A 15,538-nucleotide genomic window follows, 5' to 3' on the forward strand; every position below is an offset into this window, starting at 1 on the left:
GGGGCATGACTGGTCCATGGCCTCACTCCTGCTGCACGGCGACCTCGACCACCCCGCCAGACTGACCGTCGCCGACCTGCGGCGATGGCCGCAGCGCCGGGCGAGGGTCGTCTTCGACTGCGCGACGAACGGCCCGCAGCACCACGTCTTCGAGGGAGTGCTGCTGCGGGACGTCATCTCGGGCGCCGGGCCCGTCTTCGACGCTCGCCGCCGCAAGGACCGGGGCCGCTACCTCCTCGCGGTCAGCGGCGGCGACGGCCACCACACCGTCCTGTCCTGGGCGGAGCTCGACGACGACTTCTGCGGGAGCCCGGTGCTGCTGGCCACCCGCCTGGACGGCGAGGAGCTCGACGGCGCGGGCAGCCAACTGGTCGTCCCGTCCGACCGCTGCGGCGCCCGGTACGTCAGCGCGGTGACCCACGTCTGGTTCGGCACCCTGGACGTCCCGGCGCTGATCGGCGTCTGAACACGCGCCCCGCCCCGCCGCCGCAGAGGCCGTCACACTGCGCGACCGCTCGCTACCATCGGCGACGACAGCTGGTGGCGCGGGTCGGAAGGCGGGCGGACGGATGAGGCGAACGGCACGACGCGCGGGGAAGGCCCTCGGTGCGTGCGCGGCGGCGGCGCTGCTGGCGCTGGCCACCCCCGCGGGCACGGCGCAGGCGGCGGCGGGGACCCTGACCGTCGACGGGACCGACCACGAGGACCCGTCGGGCTGCTACCGGCTGGGCGACTTCGCGCCGCCGAAGGTCTCCAACCTCACGGACGAGGTGGCGTGGGTGTGGTCCGGGACGGACTGCGACGGCCAGGTGACCCAGCAGATCGACCCGGGCGCGACCGCCGTGGGCAAGGGCCGGAGCCTCTTCATCGAGTGAGCGCCCCGGCGGCGACGGCGGGCCGCCGACCGGCCATGCGGCACCCGAGGCACTCGGCGTGCCCCTCGCGCGCGGTGTGGTCGCGGGCGCCCATGGGCCAGTGCTCCTCGGCGCGCGGGCCGGGCCCCTTGCCCCAGCCCGCCAGGTGCAGCACCCAGGTGAGCACGGCGGCGGCCGCCATCACGGCGATCCCGATCCATATGCCGGGCGTCCAGGCGCACACCCCCAGGCCGGTCACCGCGGCCCCGGCGCAGGCGACGGCGGTCCCCGACCAGCCGGCGACCGTGTGGCCCTCGTCGTATCCGTGCGCGCTCATACGTCACCCCTGTCGACCTATGATGTGTCTTAGTCGGTAAGCAATTTATCTTAGGCGCTAAGGGATTTTCAATGGAGGGCAGCACGGACCGCCCCGACGCGTCCGTTCCGGCCGCGATCGGCGCGATGGACGACCTGATCGCGACGAGCATGGTGGCGCAGCAGGAGTTCGCGAAGAACCTGGGCCTCAGCCCGACGGACCTCATCTGCTTCGCGTACGTCCTCCAGGCCGGGGACGCCCCCGTCAGCGCCGGCGACCTCGCCGCCCGCGCGCACGTCACCACCGGCGCCGTGACCGGCATCGTCAACCGGCTGGAGCGCGGCGGGTACGTGACCCGGCAGCCCGACCCCGCCGACGGCCGCCGCGTGCGCGTGGTCGCCGTGCCCGAGGCCGCGCAGCGCGTCCGTGACGTGTACGAGCCGTACTACGCGCTCCTCGCGCAGCTGTTCGCGACGTACAGCCCGCAGGAGGTCGCGGTACTGAACGACTGGTTCACGCGCGCCGGCGCCCTGGCCGCGGCCTACCTCGAGGAGTCCTGCGGGCCCTGAGCCCCGGGGGCGTGGCGTTCACTCCACCCCATTGCAACAAACCAGGGAGTCCGTTGCGTTAAACCACAGACCCACTGCAACGATTTCCCACTCATGACCTGCGCATACGCCACTTCACCGCACCTCGCTGTTGCCATGACCCTGAACGCAACATAGCGTTTCCCATGTCAGAAACACGGCAGAGCAACCGCCCAGCGCAGGAGACCACGATGCAGAAGTTCGCCGTCACCGCCCCCGTCTCGGCCGTCCTCGACATCCCGGCCGGACGCGTCCAGCTGATCGCCGCGGACCGCTCCGACGCCACCGTCGAAGTCCGCCCGGCCAACCCCGCCAAGAGCCGCGACGTGAGAGCGGCCGAGCAGATCACCGTGGACTTCCGCGAGGGCGTCCTGCGGATCGCGGCCGCCCCCGCGAAGAACCGCCTCCTCGGCAGCTCCGGCGCCGTCGAGGTGACCGTCCAGCTGCCCGCCGGCTCCCACGTCGAGGCGAAGGCGGCCGCGGCCGACCTCCGGGGCGTCGGACGGCTCGGGGCGGTCGTCTTCGAGGGCGCGCAGGCCCAGGTCAAGCTGGACGAGGCCACCTCCGCGCGGCTGACCGTCCAGGCCGGTGACGTCGTGCTCGGCCGGCTGAACGGGCCCGCGGAGATCAGCACCCAGAAGGGCGACATCACCGTCGCCGAGGCCGCCAAGGGAGCCGTCACCCTCACCACCCAGCACGGCGACATCACCATCGGCACCGCCCGCGGGGTCTCCGCCACCCTCGACGCCGGCACCGGCTACGGCCGCATCCACAACGCCCTGAACAACACCGACGGCTCCGCGGCCGCCCTCACCCTCCGCGCCACCACCGCCTACGGCGACATCACCGCCCGCAGCAACTGAGCCGGCGGCGGGGTGGCCCACCCGGTCACCGGCCGATCCGGTCGACCCCCACGCCGGAGATCCGCCCGAGGCCGTCGAACCCCACCTCGGCCGTGTTCCCGTCCGGCAGCTCGGCCACGATCCGGTCGGCCTCCACCCGGTGCGGCACCCGGTGGTACTCGAAGAACCCCCGGACGACCTGCGGGGCCGAGTGGCCGATCAGCCCCGCGCCGGTGAGCAGGACCCGCGGCAGGGTCACCGGCTCCAGACCGGCCCGCGGGACCCGCGGGTCGTCGGGCAGGAAGTAGACCCTCGTGCCCGGCCCCGCCATCTGCCCCAGGTAGCCAGGGGCTCCGGCCACGCCCATGCCGGTGAAGGCGAGCATCTCGGCCGCCCGGTGCGGGTCGTCGAACCCGGACAGGTCGACGAGCCCTTCGGCCAGCTCGGGTATCCCGTGCGCCCGCCCGTACCGCCCGACGGCCTCCGTCAGGGCGACCACCTCGGCACCCTGCCAGCCCGGGTTGGCCCAGCCCCACATCCAGGACCGCTCGTCCCCGTCGTACGTCCCGAGCACGGCGACCCGCAGCTCCAGCCCGCCCTGCTGGTAGGTGCAGGAGGACAACTCGGCGGTCCACGGGCCCTCGGGGAGGAAGGAGGTGAGCACCTGGAGCTGTTCCGCACCCCAGGCGGCATGCCGCTCGGCCTCAAGCAGGAAGGCATCACTGAAACGATTCGTCATGCGCCGAACCCTACGAACCCCCGGGTCCGCCCACCGCCGGGGCCGGGCCCCGGACGGGCGCCTCCCATCAGGGTGAAGGCCGCACCGGGCAAACCTTTCTGCGGTGAACCGGTTCCGGCAGACGGGTGACGCGGCGTGTCCTCGGCTGGCGGGGGGTCACTCACAGCCACTATCTCTGCACGCATGATCAAGAACATCGCCGCCGCCGCGGCGCTCGCTCTCGGTGCCGGCCTCCTGACCTGCATTCCCGCTCAGGCCGCGCAGAACTCCGTCCCCTTCCCGCCGCCGGCCGGCTATCCCCTCGTCCTCACCCTGGCCCCCGCCCCGCTGCTGTGGCCCGCCGTACCGCTGGTGCAGCCGGCGTACGTGGTCTACGGGGTCAACTGAGACACCCGGGCGCCCGTGCCCCGGCCGGGGGTCACGGGCGCCCGGGCCCCGTACCGCCCTGCGCCCCGTCAGGCGAACTCCGGCATCTCCCCGACCCGCGTGTCCATGTCGATCACGGCGAACACCGCGCCCTGCGGGTCGCCGAGCGCGGCGAAGCGGCCGAAGGGGCTGTCCATCGGGCCGAAGTACAGCTGCCCGCCCCGCGCCTTCGTCTTCTCCACCGCCAGGTCGCAGTCGGGAACGCCGAAGTAGACCTGGACGTAGGACGGGACCTGCGGCGGGAACTCGTCGCCCATCTTCATCCGGCCCAACACCGGGTGGTCGGCGCCACCCACACTGAAGATCTTGAAGTCCATCCCGGCCGCGGCCGGATCGTCGCACTCGGCCCCGCCGGTTTCCATCTGCCGGGACTCGTACGGGAAGACCCGCTCCAGGAACGGATCGGCCGCGCCGGGCTCACGGGTGTAGAGCTCGGCCCAGGCGTACGAGCCGGCCTCGCCCAGCTTCTCGAAGCCCTTGTGCTCGCCCGGCTGCCAGACGCCGAAGACCGCTCCGCTGGGCTCCTTGGCGATCGCCATCGTGCCGAACGTACCGACCTGCATCGGCTCCATCATCAGCGTGCCGCCCGCGGCCTTGATCTTCTCGGCGGTGGCGGCGGCGTCGTCCGAGGCGAAGTACAGGCACCACTGGGAGGGGGCGTCGGCGCCCGGCATCGGCGGGACGACGGCCGCGACCGCCTTGCCGCCGGAGTACGCCTGCGTGTAGTTGCCGTACTCGCTGGTGGCCTCGCCGAAGGTCCAGCCCAGTACATCGGCGTAGAACTCCTTGGCGGCCTCCACGTCGGTGAACATCGCGTCCACCCAGCAGGGGGTGCCTTCCGGGAACTCGGCCATGGTCGATCGACTCCTGTGTCGTTTCGCGTGTGTCGTCTGGCGTGTGTCGTCTGGCTCGTACGTCCCTCCCACGCTAGGGCGGGGGTCTGACAACCGCGCGCCGAAGGGGCGTGGGGTGCGGTCACGGGAGAGGCTGGGGGCATGGACGACATCACCATCCGGCTCGCGCAGCAGCCCGAGGCCGACGCCCTGCTCGCCCGCAGCCCGCTGGCTGCGCTCACCGGGATGCTGCTGGACCAGCAGGTGCCGATGGAGTGGGCGTTCTCCGGTCCCTGGACGATCGCGCAGCGCCTCGGCGCCGACGACCTGGACGCCCACGCCATCGCCGCCTACGACCCGGAGGCCTTCGCCGCACTGCTGTCGCAGAAGCCGGCGGTGCACCGGTACCCGGGGTCGATGGCGAAGCGGATCCAGCAGCTGTGCGCGTACCTGGTGGAGCACTACGCGGGGGACGCGGAGGCGGTCTGGGCGGACGCGGGGACGGGAGCGGAGCTGCTGGCGCGGCTGAAGGCGCTGCCGGGCTTCGGGGAGCAGAAGGCGCAGATCTTCCTGGCCCTCCTGGGGAAGCGGTACGGGGTCCGGCCGAAGGGCTGGCGCGAGGCGGCCGGGGGCTACGGCCCCGCGAACGTCCACCGTTCGGCGGCGGACATCACCGGCCCGGAGTCCCTGGCGAAGGTCCGCGAGTACAAGCAGGCGGCGAAGGCCGCCGCCAAGGCCGCGAAGGGAGCCGGCTAGCAGGACCCCTTGTACCGAGGCCTAGTTGACGGACCGTCCGCCGTGGCGGGGCGCCCGCGCGCGGGGTCGCGTAACGTCGGCCGGATGACCGAGAACCTCACCCGCGCCACCACCGCCGAGCGCGTCAGCGACGCCCCCGGCAGCGTCATCACCCTGCTCACCGACACCCCGGAACTCACCTGCAACACGGCCACCTTCGAGGTGGGCGCCGCCGGTGCCCCGGTGCACTTCCACACCAAGGCCACCGAGTTCTTCCACGTCACCGACGGCAGGCTCGACGTGCTCGTCGGGGACGAGGTCCACACCCTCTCCAAGGGCGACTTCATCAGCATCGCCCCCGGGGTGAAGCACGCCTTCGCCCCCGCCGCCGGCCACACCGCCGAGGTGTTCGTCGGGTTCACCCCCGGCATGGCCCGCTTCGACTACTACCGCCTGCTCGGCCGGGTGCACGCGGGCGAGGCCACCGTCCAGGACATCATCGACAGCCAGCCCACCTACGACAACCACTACGCCGAAAGCGAGGCCTGGGCGGGCCGCCTGCTGCGCAGCGCCGAGGCGTAGACCTCGTCGGCGTCCAGGCGCCGCAGCTCCTCCGCGATCAGCTCCGCCGTGCTGCGGATCTTGAGCGCGACCTTCCGGTCCGGCCAGCCCGGCAGGACCAGCGTGGCCAGCGAACCGGTGGGCCGGTCCACCACGACCTCGCCGGCGCCGGTCTCCAGCCGGACCCGGGTGATGACCGGCCCGGCGGTGGCCACCCGGGCCACCGGCACGCCGAGGCGGTCCTCCAGCCAGCGCGCCAGCAGCTCGGCGCTGGCGTTGTCGGCCTCGCTCTCCACGGCTGCGGCGGTCACCCGCGAGGTGTTCTGGTCGAAGGCGCAGGCCAGCAGCGAACGCCACGGCGTGAGCCGGGTCCAGGCCAGGTCGGTGTCGCCGGGGGCGTAGGCCGTCGCCCGTTCGGCCAGCACGCCGACCGGGTCCGCGGCGGCCTGCGCGTCGGTGATCCGGCGCTGCGCCAGCGCGCCCAGGTCGTCGCGGGCCGGGTCGGCGGGGGCGTCGGCCGGCCACCAGGCGACCACGGGCGCGTCCGGCACCAGCAGCGGCAGCACGATCGACCCGGCCTGGGTGGTGAGTTCCCCGTGCAGGCGCAGGATGACGATCTCCCCGGAGCCGGCGTCCGAGCCCACGCGCAGCTCGGCGTCCAGCCGGGTCCGCCGGCGCCGCTCCGGGCCCCGGTGCGTCCGCTTGATCACCGCGATGATCCGGCATGGGTGCTCGCGCGAGGCCTCGGAGGCCGCGCGTACGGCGTCGTAGGCGTTCTCCTCGTCGGTGACGACGACGAGGGTGAGGACGAGGCCCATGGTGGGGCTGCCCACGGCGCGCCGGGCCGCGAGCAGGGCCCGGTCGATCTTGCTGGACGTGGTGTCGGTCAGTTCGGTCCGCATGGACACGAGTCTGTCAGCGGCTGCCGTAACGCGGGCAACCGGTTCGCTCGATTCCTCCTGGAGCTCAACGCCGCCGGCGTGCCGTACCGAAGAGGGAGCGGGAGATCTCGCGCCCCAGCTGCGTGCCGACCGAGCGGGCCAGTGAGCGGAACAGGCCGCTGCCGACGACCTGTTGGGCCAGCGAGGGCTCCGGCTTCGGGGCGCTGCGCGTGGCCCGCTCCGCGGCCCTGGCCTGCTTGTCGGCCTCGTCCGCCGCGGCGGCGGCCTCCGCCTGGGCCTCCGCGGCCGCCTGTTCGGCGGTGATCTTCTCGTACGCCGACTCCCGGTCGACGGGCTCCGCGTAACGGGAGTACAGCGGCGAGGCCTTGACGGCGGCGTCGAGGGCCGCCGGGTCGATCGGGCCCATCAGCGACTGCGGGGCGCGCAGCCGGGTGGCGGCGACGGGGGTGGGGGCGCCGTTCTCGCTGAGCACCGTGACGACGGCCTCGCCGGTGCCGAGCCCGGTCAGCAACTCCTCCAGGTCGTACGGGGAGTTCGGGAAGGTCCGCACGGTGGCCTTGAGGGCCTTGGCGTCGTCGGGGGTGAAGGCGCGCAGGGCGTGCTGGACGCGGTTGCCGAGCTGGGCCAGGACGTCGGCGGGGACGTCCTTGGGGGTCTGGGTGACGAAGAAGACGCCGATGCCCTTGGAGCGGATGAGGCGCACGGTCTGGGTAATGGATTCCAGGAAGGCCTTCGAAGCCCCGTTGAACAGGAGGTGCGCCTCGTCGAAGAAGAAGACCAGTTTGGGCCGCTCCAGATCGCCGACTTCCGGGAGGTCGGCGTAGAGGTCCGCGAGCAGCCACATCAGAAATGTCGAGAAAAGCTGCGGTTTGTCCTGTACGGCCGGGAGTTCCAGTACGGAAATCAGCCCGCGCCCGTCCGGGGCCGTTCGCAGGAATTCACTGGTGTCGAATTCCGGTTCGCCGAAGAATTCGGAGGCGCCCTGCTGCTCGAATGCGGTGAGCGCCCGCAGGATCACCCCGGCGGTGACGGTGGAGAGCCCGCCGATCCCCTTCAGCTCGGCTTTTCCCTGGTCGGAGACGAGGAAGGCGACGACCGCCCGCAGGTCCTTGAGGTCGATCAGCTCCAGGCCCTTGGAGTCGGCGTAGTGGAAGATCAGGCCGAGCGACTGCTCCTGCGTCTGGTTCAGCTGGAGCACCTTCGACAGCAGCACCGGCCCGAACGCGGTCACGCTCGCCCGGAGCGGGATCCCGGGGCCGATCCCGCCGAGGGAGTAGAACTCGGCGGGGCAGCCGGTGGCCTCCCAGCTCTGGCCGACCTCCCGCGCCCGTTCCTGCGTCCTGCCGCCCGGCGCGCCGGGGGCGGAGATCCCCGAGACGTCCCCTTTGACGTCGGCGAGGAAGACCGGCACGCCGTTGGCGGAGAGCTGCTCGGCGATCAGCTGGAGGGTCTTGGTCTTGCCGGTGCCGGTGGCGCCCGCGACGAGCCCGTGCCGGTTGAGCATCGACAGCGGGACGCGGATCTGCCGCGCCGGGTCGCAGACCCCGTCCCAGAGCAAGGCCCCCAGCTCCAGCGCGGGCCCGGTGAAGGCGTACCCGGCGGCGATGGCGGCGGCCGGACCGTCCGGGTCCGTTTGTCCCCCCGCGGTGGCGGCCGGCTCGGGCGGATCGATGCTCTGGCTCATGCGTCACTCCCGGAATAGCCCTGTGTGCCACTTTTGCACCACTGGAGCGAGGCTGCGCCCGGAGGCACCGGCCCGGTAGGCTTTCCGTGTGATCTTCAAGCGCATCGGTAGCGGACGGCCGTACCCCGACCACGGCAGGGAAACCACCCGGCAGTGGGCGGACGTCGCCCCGCGCCCGGTCCGGCTGGACCAGCTCGTGACGACCAAGGGCCAGCTGGACCTGGAGACGCTGCTCGCCGAGGACTCCACCTTCTACGGCGACCTCTTCGCGCACGTCGTGAAGTGGCAGGGCGACCTCTACCTGGAGGACGGGCTGCACCGCGCCGTGCGCGCGGCCCTCCAGCAGCGCCAGGTGCTGCACGCGCGCGTCCTCGAAATGGACTGACCCGGCCGCACCGACGGGCCGCCCGCCGGGGGCCCACCGCGCGCCGTTGCGCCTTTCGGGTCTGCCTTACCCGATCAACAGATCATTTAGTAGGCATCGTTCCGGTACGGCACTACGCTGCGCCCATGAGCATGCTCACTCCCCCCGGCATGGGCGGAAAGTACCGCGTCACGGGGACCGCCTACCCCCGCATGAGCCGGCCGCGGCGACGCCGGAAGCTCGTGTTCACCCTGCTCGGATCCGTCCTCGCGCTGGCGCTGCTCGGCTACGGGGCACTGCAGCTCATCGACGTGTTCCGGGGCGACGGCGGCAAGCACAGCGCCGCCGCCCAGGACTGCCCGACCAATGCCCCCTCCGCCGCCCCCGCCGCGGCCGCGAACCCCGGCCCCGCCGCGTCCGCCGCCCCCGCGGTCGTCCTGCCGCAGCCCGGCCAGATCACCGTCAACGTCTACAACGCCACACCGCGCGCGGGCCTGGCCAAGGCCGTCGGCGACGAACTGAAGAAGCGCGGCTTCACCATCGGCCACGTCGGCAACGCCCCCGCCGACTTCGACAAGAAGGTCCCCGGGCCCGGGATACTGCTCGGCTCCCCGCGCACCGACAAGGCGGCCTACTCCGTCCTCGGCACCCAGCTCACCGGGGTCACCCAGCAGACCGACACCCGCGAGGGCGCGGACATCGACCTGATCCTGGGCGACGCCTTCAAGGAGCTGAACAAGAAGGAGGACGCGGACAAGGCGCTGGCCGTCCTGGCCAACCCCGCGCCCGCGCCCTCCGCGAAGAAGTGCTGAACCGGCGGCGCTGAACCGCCGCCTGCGTTGCCGCTACTCGGCGGAGCCGTACATGCGGTCGCCCGCGTCGCCCAGGCCCGGCACGATGTAGCCGTGCTCGTTGAGCCGCTCGTCCACGGCGGCCGTCACGACCGTCACCGGCGTGCCCGCGAGCTCGCGCTCCATGACCTCGACGCCCTCGGGCGCGGCCAGCAGCACCACGGCGGTCACGTCGTCGGCACCGCGCTTGATGAGCTCCTGGATCGCGGCGACCAGCGTGCCGCCGGTGGCCAGCATCGGGTCGACGACGTAGACCTGGCGCCCGGAGAGGTCCTCGGGCATGCGCGTCGCGTACGTGGAGGCCTCCAGGGTCTCCTCGTTGCGGACCATGCCCAGGAAGCCCACCTCGGCGGTCGGCAGCAGCCGGACCATGCCGTCCAGCATGCCGAGGCCGGCGCGCAGGATGGGCACGACCAGCGGGCGCGGACGCGCCAGCTTGACGCCGGTGGTCGGGCCGACCGGGGTCTCGATGTCGGACTGCTCGGTGCGCACGTCGCGGGTGGCCTCGTACGCGAGGAGCGTCACCAGCTCGTCGGCGAGCCGCCGGAACGTGGGGGAGTCGGTGCGCTTGTCGCGCAGTGCGGTCAGTTTGTGCGCCACCAAGGGGTGATCGACGACCTGCAAACGCACAACATCCTCCAAGACTCAGCCGGGCTTCGACCTGCGATCTGCGACCTGCGACCCTGCTACCTGCGAAAAACGGCCGCCTGTGCGCGACCTGCTGCCAAAAGGCTACGCGGTGGAAGGGGCGCGGCGCGTCCCGCGCGCGCCCCGCGGGCCTTGCGGATGCGCTCCGCCGCCCCGCCCGGCACCCTGGACGGATGAGTGACGGCCAGGGGAGCCAGGGCGGCGGCGGACCGGTGATCGCCGCCGTCGACGGATCGGACCACAGCCTGCGGGCCCTGGAATGGGCCCGGCTGGCCGCCCTGCGCCACGGCACCGGCCTGGTGGTGGCCCACGTCCTGCCCGAGCTCTCCCAGCTGTACGCGGGCCGCCGCTCGGCCCTGCACGACCCGAACGAGCCCGAGGAGTACGCCGACCCCGTCGGCGACCGGGTCCGCGCCCTGCTGGAGTCCGGCCCGGAGCTCCCGGCGGAGGTCCGCTACGAGGCCCTGGAGGGCTCCGTGCCCGAGGCGCTGCGGGCCGTCAGCGCAGAGCAGGCGCCGCTGATGCTGGTCATGGGCTCCCGGGGGCGGGGCGGGTTCGCGGCGCTGCTGCTCGGCTCCAGCAGCCGGGCGGTGGCCACCACCGCGTCCTGCCCGGTGGTGGTCGTCCCGCACGAGGGGCGCGCGGCGCGGGACGCCGACGGGGCTTCGGCCGGGCGGGTGGTGCTGGGGCTGCACGCCGCCGAGACCCCCGAGGACGTACTGGCCTTCGCGTTCGCGGAAGCCGCCGCCCGGGGGACCACCGTCCAGGTGGTCTCCGCGTACGCCCTGCCGCCCGGTCCGATGATGGTGATCGACAGCCCGTTCGCGGTGATCCCGCCCGAGGCCCTCGCCGACGGCGCGGACGGGGTGCCGGCCGAACGGGAGATGCTGCGGGCCCAGACGGAGCGGCTGGCCCCGCTGCGGGCCCGCCACCCGGACGTGCCGGTCGAGCAGGCCGCCGTGCCCGGGGACGCGGCGGGGCGGCTGGTGGAGGCGTCCCGGTCGGCCGCGCTGGTGGTGGTCGGCCGCCACCATCCGCGGCGTCGGTCCCTGCTGATGGGGTCGGTGGCGCACGCCGTCCTGCAGCACGCGCACGGCCCGGTGGCCGTCGTCCCCGCGCTGCACGACGACGGGGCGGCCTGAGGGCAGCGCCCGGATCCGGCCACGCGGTGTGAGCTGACCCTTCAGCCGCCCCCTGCCCTGACCTGGGCCGATCCGGGAGGGGGTGGCATCAAACGCGCCGACGGGGGGAAGGTGGGAGCGGGGGGTCTGCTTCGCGCCGGCGGAGGAGGACGACCGGACCAGCCTGGGGTGGTGCCGATGCCCAAGACGCAGCCCGTGAACGACGGCAAGGGGAGCGAGGCGGACGACCCGCCGGAGACGGCGGCCCAGCGCAGGGCGCGCCGTGCGCAGTTCCTGCGCGACCTGATGGAGGCCCGGGCGCTGCGCGACCGGGTGCAGCCGCGGCGTGCCCGTGCGGCCCGGATGCGCCAGCAGATGCGGATGCGTACGTTCCGCTGGTGATGGGCACGATGCCCACGGCAGCGACCGGCCCCTGACCGGCCCTCCGCCCGGCGCCGCGACACGGCCGCCGCGCGGAAGACCTCTCGCAAAGCCGCTGTTTCTGCCACGATGCCGATTGGGCGGGGTGCGAACAGCTTGTGTCAGGACCGTTCACACCCCAACCTCCGGCCGGGGGGACCTCCAACCGGCACGCCTATGACCAGTGGGAGAGTCACGGTGTATTTCGCCGCACTGCTCGCGCGCACCGAAGACGGGTGGGAAGCGAGCGACCTGGAACTCGACGACGTCGAGTCCCTCAGTGATCTGATCGATCTCGCACGGTCCGCCGCTGTCGACGACGACACGGTGGTCGCCCTCATCGAGCAGGAGGACGCCTGGTTCGGCGTCGTCCGCGTGGACGGGGAGGAGGACCCCCGGTACTACGTGTCGAACGCCTCCATGGCGAACCGGAGCTCCTACGGGTCGATGCTGACCAAGGAGCTGCTGGGCGACGAGGAGGAGGTCGACGACCTCGACGACCTGGACCTGGACGGAACCGAGGACGGCGAGGACGAACCGGTCTCGGCGTTCGCGGACGAGGACGACGACGAGGACCGCGGGGTGGCCGGCGCCGGCTCCGAGCCGGTGCCGGCCGGTCCGCTCGGCGATCCCCGGCTGCTGGAGGACCTCGGGGTAGGCAACAAGGAGCTGATGTCCCTCGAGTCGGACGCCCTCTCGGAGATCGCCGACTCGCTCGGGGCCACCGAGGTCCTGGAGGCCGTCCGCTAGTGATCACCGCGCACGACGTCCCGTACGCCCCCGATCCGGTACGGGACCCCTGGCGGGACTCCATGCGTCTCGCGCTGGACGAGGCGGCCCTCGCGGTGCCGGCCGGCGACGTGCCGGTCGGGGCCGTGGTCCTCGGGCCGGACGGGGCCGTCCTCGCCACCGGGCACAACGAACGGGAGGCCGCCGGAGATCCCACGGCGCACGCCGAGGTGCTGGCGCTGCGCCGGGCGGCCGCCCGGCTCGGGGAGTGGCGGCTGACGGGGTGCACCCTGGTGGTCACCCTGGAGCCGTGCGTCATGTGCGCGGGCGCCCTCGTCCAGTCCCGGGTGGCCCGGGTGGTCTACGGGGCGGGGGACGAGAAGGCGGGCGCGGCGGGGTCGCTGTGGGACCTCGTACGGGACCGCCGGCTCAACCACCGGCCGGAGGTGATCCGCGGGGTACTGGAGGCGGAGTGCGCGCGGCAGCTGACCGAGTTCTTCCGGGAGCGCTGAGCCTGGCCGGGGCGAGGGGTGAGGAGGGCCACCTGACCCGGATTTGCAAACCACTCCCCACCATCGGCTAGGATCTCTCTCGGTGGTGTGTCCGAGTGGCCGAAGGAGCTCGCCTCGAAAGCGAGTATGGGGCAACCCATCGGGGGTTCAAATCCCTCCACCACCGCTCTGGAAACGAGAGCCCCGGTTCGTACGAACCGGGGCTCTCGTGCGTGCCCGCCGTGACCGGGCGCCGGCTCGGCCGTTGGACACGGCATGACCAAGACCCAGCGCATCCTCGCCGCCTTCGCCCTCGCGGGGGCCGCCGCGGGCCTCGCCGCACCCGCCGCCTCCGCCGCGCCTGCCGCCCCGCTCACCCTCCCGGACCTGCCGACGGCCGCCCCGGGCATGCCGGAGGGCGCCACGCCGGGCTCGGTCCAGGAGATCGGGGCGAAGGTCAGCGAAGGGGCCAACCAGCTCAACCAGCTGATGACGCTGCCCGACCAGCTCCAGCCCGCCATCGCCCCCGTCGCACCCCTGGTCGACCTGCTGGGCGCCGTCCAGTAGGACACCGCTCCCGCGCTGTTCCCACTCCGCTTCCGCGCACACGAAGAAGGCCCCGACCAGAGCCGGGGCCTTCCACGTGGACGGGGGAAGTGACATCGGGGGGACACGTCACTTCCCCCGGCGAGGACGGAACCCGCCAGTCCGAGCCGCGGTCAGGGGGGAAGCCCGCGGCTCGGACCCCGCAGTGAGGCCCTGTCCCTCACCCACCGGTTTCCTGCCAGAACCGGTGGGCTCGTGTTCCATCCTGCTCCTCCCGCGACCGGACACCCAGCGGCAAAAGGCCCGTACGGCAGGGTCATTGGTCCTTAAAGGACAGGTGAGTGTCCAAACCTGACCGGTTAGACTCACCCGACTTCGCAGTACCGGTTGGGGAGGCCGACACCGCACATGGACACCAAGAAGCTCATCACGGGCGCCCTCACGGTGTTCGTCCTCTTCGTGATCATCACCCAGCCCAAGCGGGCGGCGGAGATGGTCGGAATAGGCTTCCAGGGCATATCGGATGCCGCCTCCGGCATCGGCGAGTTCATCACCGAACTGGTGACCTGAGCCCGTACGCTGAAGCGATTTCCGGACATCCAGGCCCCTCACTTCGCGGGTGGGGGGCCTTTCGCGTTCACTTTTCGCCTTCCCGGCGGTAAAAAGAATACCCCTAAATGACCAACTTGCCCTCAACACGGCTATATACGGTGCTTGCACACAGTGCACATCTCTTGTGATGCTATGACCGCTTTTGACGGATTCGACGGATGAGTTGACCGAAGGGGTGGCGTGACCGTGCCGGCCAGTACTGCGCCTCAGGTGCCTCCCCAGCAAGAGCCCCGCCAGGAAGAGCTCCGCCAGGAGCAGCCGCACGAGCTTCCCGCCGAGCCCGCCGAGCCCCGGGAGCCCGTCGCGGCCCCGCCGCGACCCCAGGGCCGGGGGGCCGACACCCGGGCCCTGACACAGGTGCTTTTCGGCCAGCTGAAGGGCCTGGAGCCGGGCACCAGCGAGCACAACCGGGTCCGCGGGGCCCTGATCGAGGCCAACCTCCCGCTCGTGCGCTACGCGGCCGCCCGCTTCCGCAGCCGCAACGAGCCGATGGAGGACGTGGTCCAGGTCGGCACCATCGGCCTGATCAACGCGATCGACCGCTTCGACCCCGAGCGCGGGGTCCAGTTCCCCACCTTCGCCATGCCGACCGTCGTGGGCGAGATCAAACGATACTTCCGCGACAACGTCCGCACCGTGCACGTCCCGCGCCGCCTCCACGAGCTGTGGGTGCAGGTCAACGCCGCCACCGAGGACCTCACCACCCTCCACGGCCGCACCCCCACCACCCCCGAGATCGCCGAGCGGCTGCGCATCAGCGAGGACGAGGTGCTCTCCTGCATCGAGGCGGGCCGCAGCTACCACGCGACCTCCCTGGAGGCCGCCCAGGAGGGCGACGGGATGCCCGGGCTGCTCGACCGGCTCGGCTACGAGGACCCCGAGCTGGCCGGCGTGGAACACCGCGACCTCGTCCGCCACCTGCTCGTACAACTGCCCGAGCGGGAGCAGCGGATCCTGCTGCTGCGCTACTACAACAACCTGACGCAGTCGCAGATCAGCGCCGAGCTCGGGGTCTCCCAGATGCACGTCTCACGGCTGCTCGCCCGCAGCTTCGCCCGTCTGAGATCCGCAAACAGGATCGAGGCTTAACCCCCTCGGGTGGAGCCCGGCCCGTGATTCCCTACAGAACCGGCTCATTCCGCTCGGTCGAGCGTCTGTCGCTGGAGATACTTGTCGACATGGCGCTACAGCGTGTTGCCGACATGTGACATTCTGCTGGAACCGCGTTTGCCGCAGCCCCGCCTCCGGTATTCAGGTGGAGGCTGCGTTCCTCCGAC

At 72.3% G+C, this 15,538-nt stretch carries 22 protein-coding genes and 1 tRNA gene; 17 read left to right on the plus strand and 6 right to left on the minus strand.

Features of this window, described 5'->3' with window-relative positions:
• Positions 1–16: 16 nt before the first annotated feature.
• Both ACFY0O_RS03540 and ACFY0O_RS03545 read left to right on the plus strand, forming a co-directional pair.
• On the plus strand, positions 17–466 hold the full coding sequence (locus tag ACFY0O_RS03540; RefSeq protein ID WP_388942346.1) for a molybdopterin-dependent oxidoreductase: 450 nt from the start codon (positions 17–19) through the stop codon (positions 464–466).
• Positions 467–569: 103 nt separating this feature from the next.
• A complete protein-coding gene (locus ACFY0O_RS03545) occupies positions 570–875 on the plus strand; it encodes a hypothetical protein (protein WP_388942349.1) in 306 nt (101 codons plus the stop codon).
• Here the strand turns inward: ACFY0O_RS03545 and ACFY0O_RS03550 are convergent.
• Positions 865–1,191, minus strand: coding sequence for an HGxxPAAW family protein (locus ACFY0O_RS03550; protein ID WP_388942352.1), 327 nt, complete (start codon positions 1,189–1,191; stop codon positions 865–867). The genes ACFY0O_RS03545 and ACFY0O_RS03550 overlap by 11 nt on opposite strands.
• 71 nt (positions 1,192–1,262) lie before the next feature.
• Between ACFY0O_RS03550 and ACFY0O_RS03555 the strand changes: the two genes are divergently transcribed.
• Positions 1,263–1,739 carry a MarR family winged helix-turn-helix transcriptional regulator gene (locus tag ACFY0O_RS03555; RefSeq protein WP_388942355.1) on the plus strand — a complete coding sequence of 159 codons (477 nt, stop codon included), beginning with the start codon at positions 1,263–1,265 and terminating at the stop codon, positions 1,737–1,739.
• 209 nt (positions 1,740–1,948) lie between these two features.
• Positions 1,949–2,620, plus strand: a complete 672-nt coding sequence (locus ACFY0O_RS03560) for a DUF4097 family beta strand repeat-containing protein (RefSeq protein WP_388942357.1) — start codon at positions 1,949–1,951, stop codon at positions 2,618–2,620.
• 25 nt (positions 2,621–2,645) lie between these two features.
• Here the strand turns inward: ACFY0O_RS03560 and ACFY0O_RS03565 are convergent, their stop codons facing one another.
• Positions 2,646–3,338, minus strand: coding sequence for a DUF6882 domain-containing protein (locus tag ACFY0O_RS03565; RefSeq protein ID WP_388942360.1), 693 nt, complete (start codon positions 3,336–3,338; stop codon positions 2,646–2,648).
• Positions 3,339–3,521: 183 nt separating this feature from the next.
• On the opposite strand from ACFY0O_RS03565, the gene ACFY0O_RS03570 reads away from it, so the two are divergent.
• Positions 3,522–3,725, plus strand: a complete 204-nt coding sequence (locus ACFY0O_RS03570; RefSeq protein ID WP_388942362.1) for a hypothetical protein — start codon at positions 3,522–3,524, stop codon at positions 3,723–3,725.
• A 68-nt stretch (positions 3,726–3,793) separates the two neighbouring features.
• Here ACFY0O_RS03570 and ACFY0O_RS03575 read toward each other — a convergent pair whose 3' ends face one another.
• Complete coding sequence (locus tag ACFY0O_RS03575; protein ID WP_388942365.1) at positions 3,794–4,618, minus strand: VOC family protein; 825 nt, start codon at positions 4,616–4,618, stop codon at positions 3,794–3,796.
• Between the two features lie 141 nt (positions 4,619–4,759).
• Between ACFY0O_RS03575 and ACFY0O_RS03580 the strand changes: the two genes are divergently transcribed.
• Complete coding sequence (locus ACFY0O_RS03580; RefSeq protein ID WP_388942368.1) at positions 4,760–5,353, plus strand: HhH-GPD-type base excision DNA repair protein; 594 nt, start codon at positions 4,760–4,762, stop codon at positions 5,351–5,353.
• 84 nt (positions 5,354–5,437) lie between these two features.
• A complete protein-coding gene (locus tag ACFY0O_RS03585; protein ID WP_358891600.1) occupies positions 5,438–5,914 on the plus strand; it encodes a cupin domain-containing protein in 477 nt (158 codons plus the stop codon).
• On the opposite strand, the gene opcA is transcribed toward ACFY0O_RS03585, so the two are convergent.
• Positions 5,860–6,795: a glucose-6-phosphate dehydrogenase assembly protein OpcA gene (opcA, locus tag ACFY0O_RS03590; protein WP_388942371.1), complete on the minus strand. Its 936-nt coding sequence runs from the start codon at positions 6,793–6,795 to the stop codon at positions 5,860–5,862. The two genes, ACFY0O_RS03585 and opcA, sit on opposite strands and share 55 nt — an antisense overlap.
• Positions 6,796–6,859: 64 nt before the next feature.
• Positions 6,860–8,479: a helicase HerA-like domain-containing protein gene (locus ACFY0O_RS03595; protein ID WP_388942373.1), complete on the minus strand. Its 1,620-nt coding sequence runs from the start codon at positions 8,477–8,479 to the stop codon at positions 6,860–6,862.
• An 88-nt stretch (positions 8,480–8,567) separates the two neighbouring features.
• On the opposite strand from ACFY0O_RS03595, the gene ACFY0O_RS03600 reads away from it, so the two are divergent.
• Both ACFY0O_RS03600 and ACFY0O_RS03605 read left to right on the plus strand, forming a co-directional pair.
• Positions 8,568–8,864 (plus strand): type II toxin-antitoxin system VapB family antitoxin, encoded by a 297-nt coding sequence (locus ACFY0O_RS03600; RefSeq protein WP_008740979.1) that lies wholly within the window; start codon positions 8,568–8,570, stop codon positions 8,862–8,864.
• Positions 8,865–8,989: 125 nt separating this feature from the next.
• Positions 8,990–9,655, plus strand: a complete 666-nt coding sequence (locus ACFY0O_RS03605) for a LytR C-terminal domain-containing protein (RefSeq protein ID WP_388942376.1) — start codon at positions 8,990–8,992, stop codon at positions 9,653–9,655.
• Between the two features lie 33 nt (positions 9,656–9,688).
• Here the strand turns inward: ACFY0O_RS03605 and upp are convergent, their stop codons facing one another.
• Positions 9,689–10,324 carry a uracil phosphoribosyltransferase gene (upp, locus tag ACFY0O_RS03610; RefSeq protein ID WP_079428820.1) on the minus strand — a complete coding sequence of 212 codons (636 nt, stop codon included), beginning with the start codon at positions 10,322–10,324 and terminating at the stop codon, positions 9,689–9,691.
• A gap of 191 nt (positions 10,325–10,515) precedes the next feature.
• Between upp and ACFY0O_RS03615 the strand changes: the two genes are divergently transcribed.
• The 8 genes from ACFY0O_RS03615 to ACFY0O_RS03650 all read left to right on the plus strand — a co-directional run bounded on the left by ACFY0O_RS03615 (position 10,516) and on the right by ACFY0O_RS03650 (position 15,350).
• Positions 10,516–11,484, plus strand: coding sequence for a universal stress protein (locus tag ACFY0O_RS03615; protein WP_358891596.1), 969 nt, complete (start codon positions 10,516–10,518; stop codon positions 11,482–11,484).
• Between the two features lie 177 nt (positions 11,485–11,661).
• A complete protein-coding gene (locus ACFY0O_RS03620; RefSeq protein ID WP_045949278.1) occupies positions 11,662–11,865 on the plus strand; it encodes a hypothetical protein in 204 nt (67 codons plus the stop codon).
• A gap of 216 nt (positions 11,866–12,081) precedes the next feature.
• Positions 12,082–12,633, plus strand: coding sequence for a hypothetical protein (locus ACFY0O_RS03625; protein ID WP_388942379.1), 552 nt, complete (start codon positions 12,082–12,084; stop codon positions 12,631–12,633).
• A gap of 62 nt (positions 12,634–12,695) precedes the next feature.
• Positions 12,696–13,124: a tRNA adenosine(34) deaminase TadA gene (tadA, locus tag ACFY0O_RS03630; protein WP_388943417.1), complete on the plus strand. Its 429-nt coding sequence runs from the start codon at positions 12,696–12,698 to the stop codon at positions 13,122–13,124.
• Between the two features lie 81 nt (positions 13,125–13,205).
• A tRNA-Ser gene (locus ACFY0O_RS03635) sits at positions 13,206–13,290 on the plus strand.
• 89 nt (positions 13,291–13,379) lie between these two features.
• Positions 13,380–13,670, plus strand: coding sequence for a hypothetical protein (locus tag ACFY0O_RS03640; RefSeq protein ID WP_388942382.1), 291 nt, complete (start codon positions 13,380–13,382; stop codon positions 13,668–13,670).
• A gap of 387 nt (positions 13,671–14,057) precedes the next feature.
• A complete protein-coding gene (locus ACFY0O_RS03645; RefSeq protein ID WP_167747595.1) occupies positions 14,058–14,219 on the plus strand; it encodes a hypothetical protein in 162 nt (53 codons plus the stop codon).
• 228 nt (positions 14,220–14,447) lie between these two features.
• Positions 14,448–15,350 (plus strand): SigB/SigF/SigG family RNA polymerase sigma factor, encoded by a 903-nt coding sequence (locus ACFY0O_RS03650; protein WP_388942385.1) that lies wholly within the window; start codon positions 14,448–14,450, stop codon positions 15,348–15,350.
• The last annotated feature ends 188 nt before the right edge of the window (positions 15,351–15,538 follow it).

Origin of the sequence: Streptomyces sp. NPDC001594, assembly GCF_042893675.1 — a bacterium.
Taxonomy (GTDB): domain Bacteria; phylum Actinomycetota; class Actinomycetes; order Streptomycetales; family Streptomycetaceae; genus Streptomyces.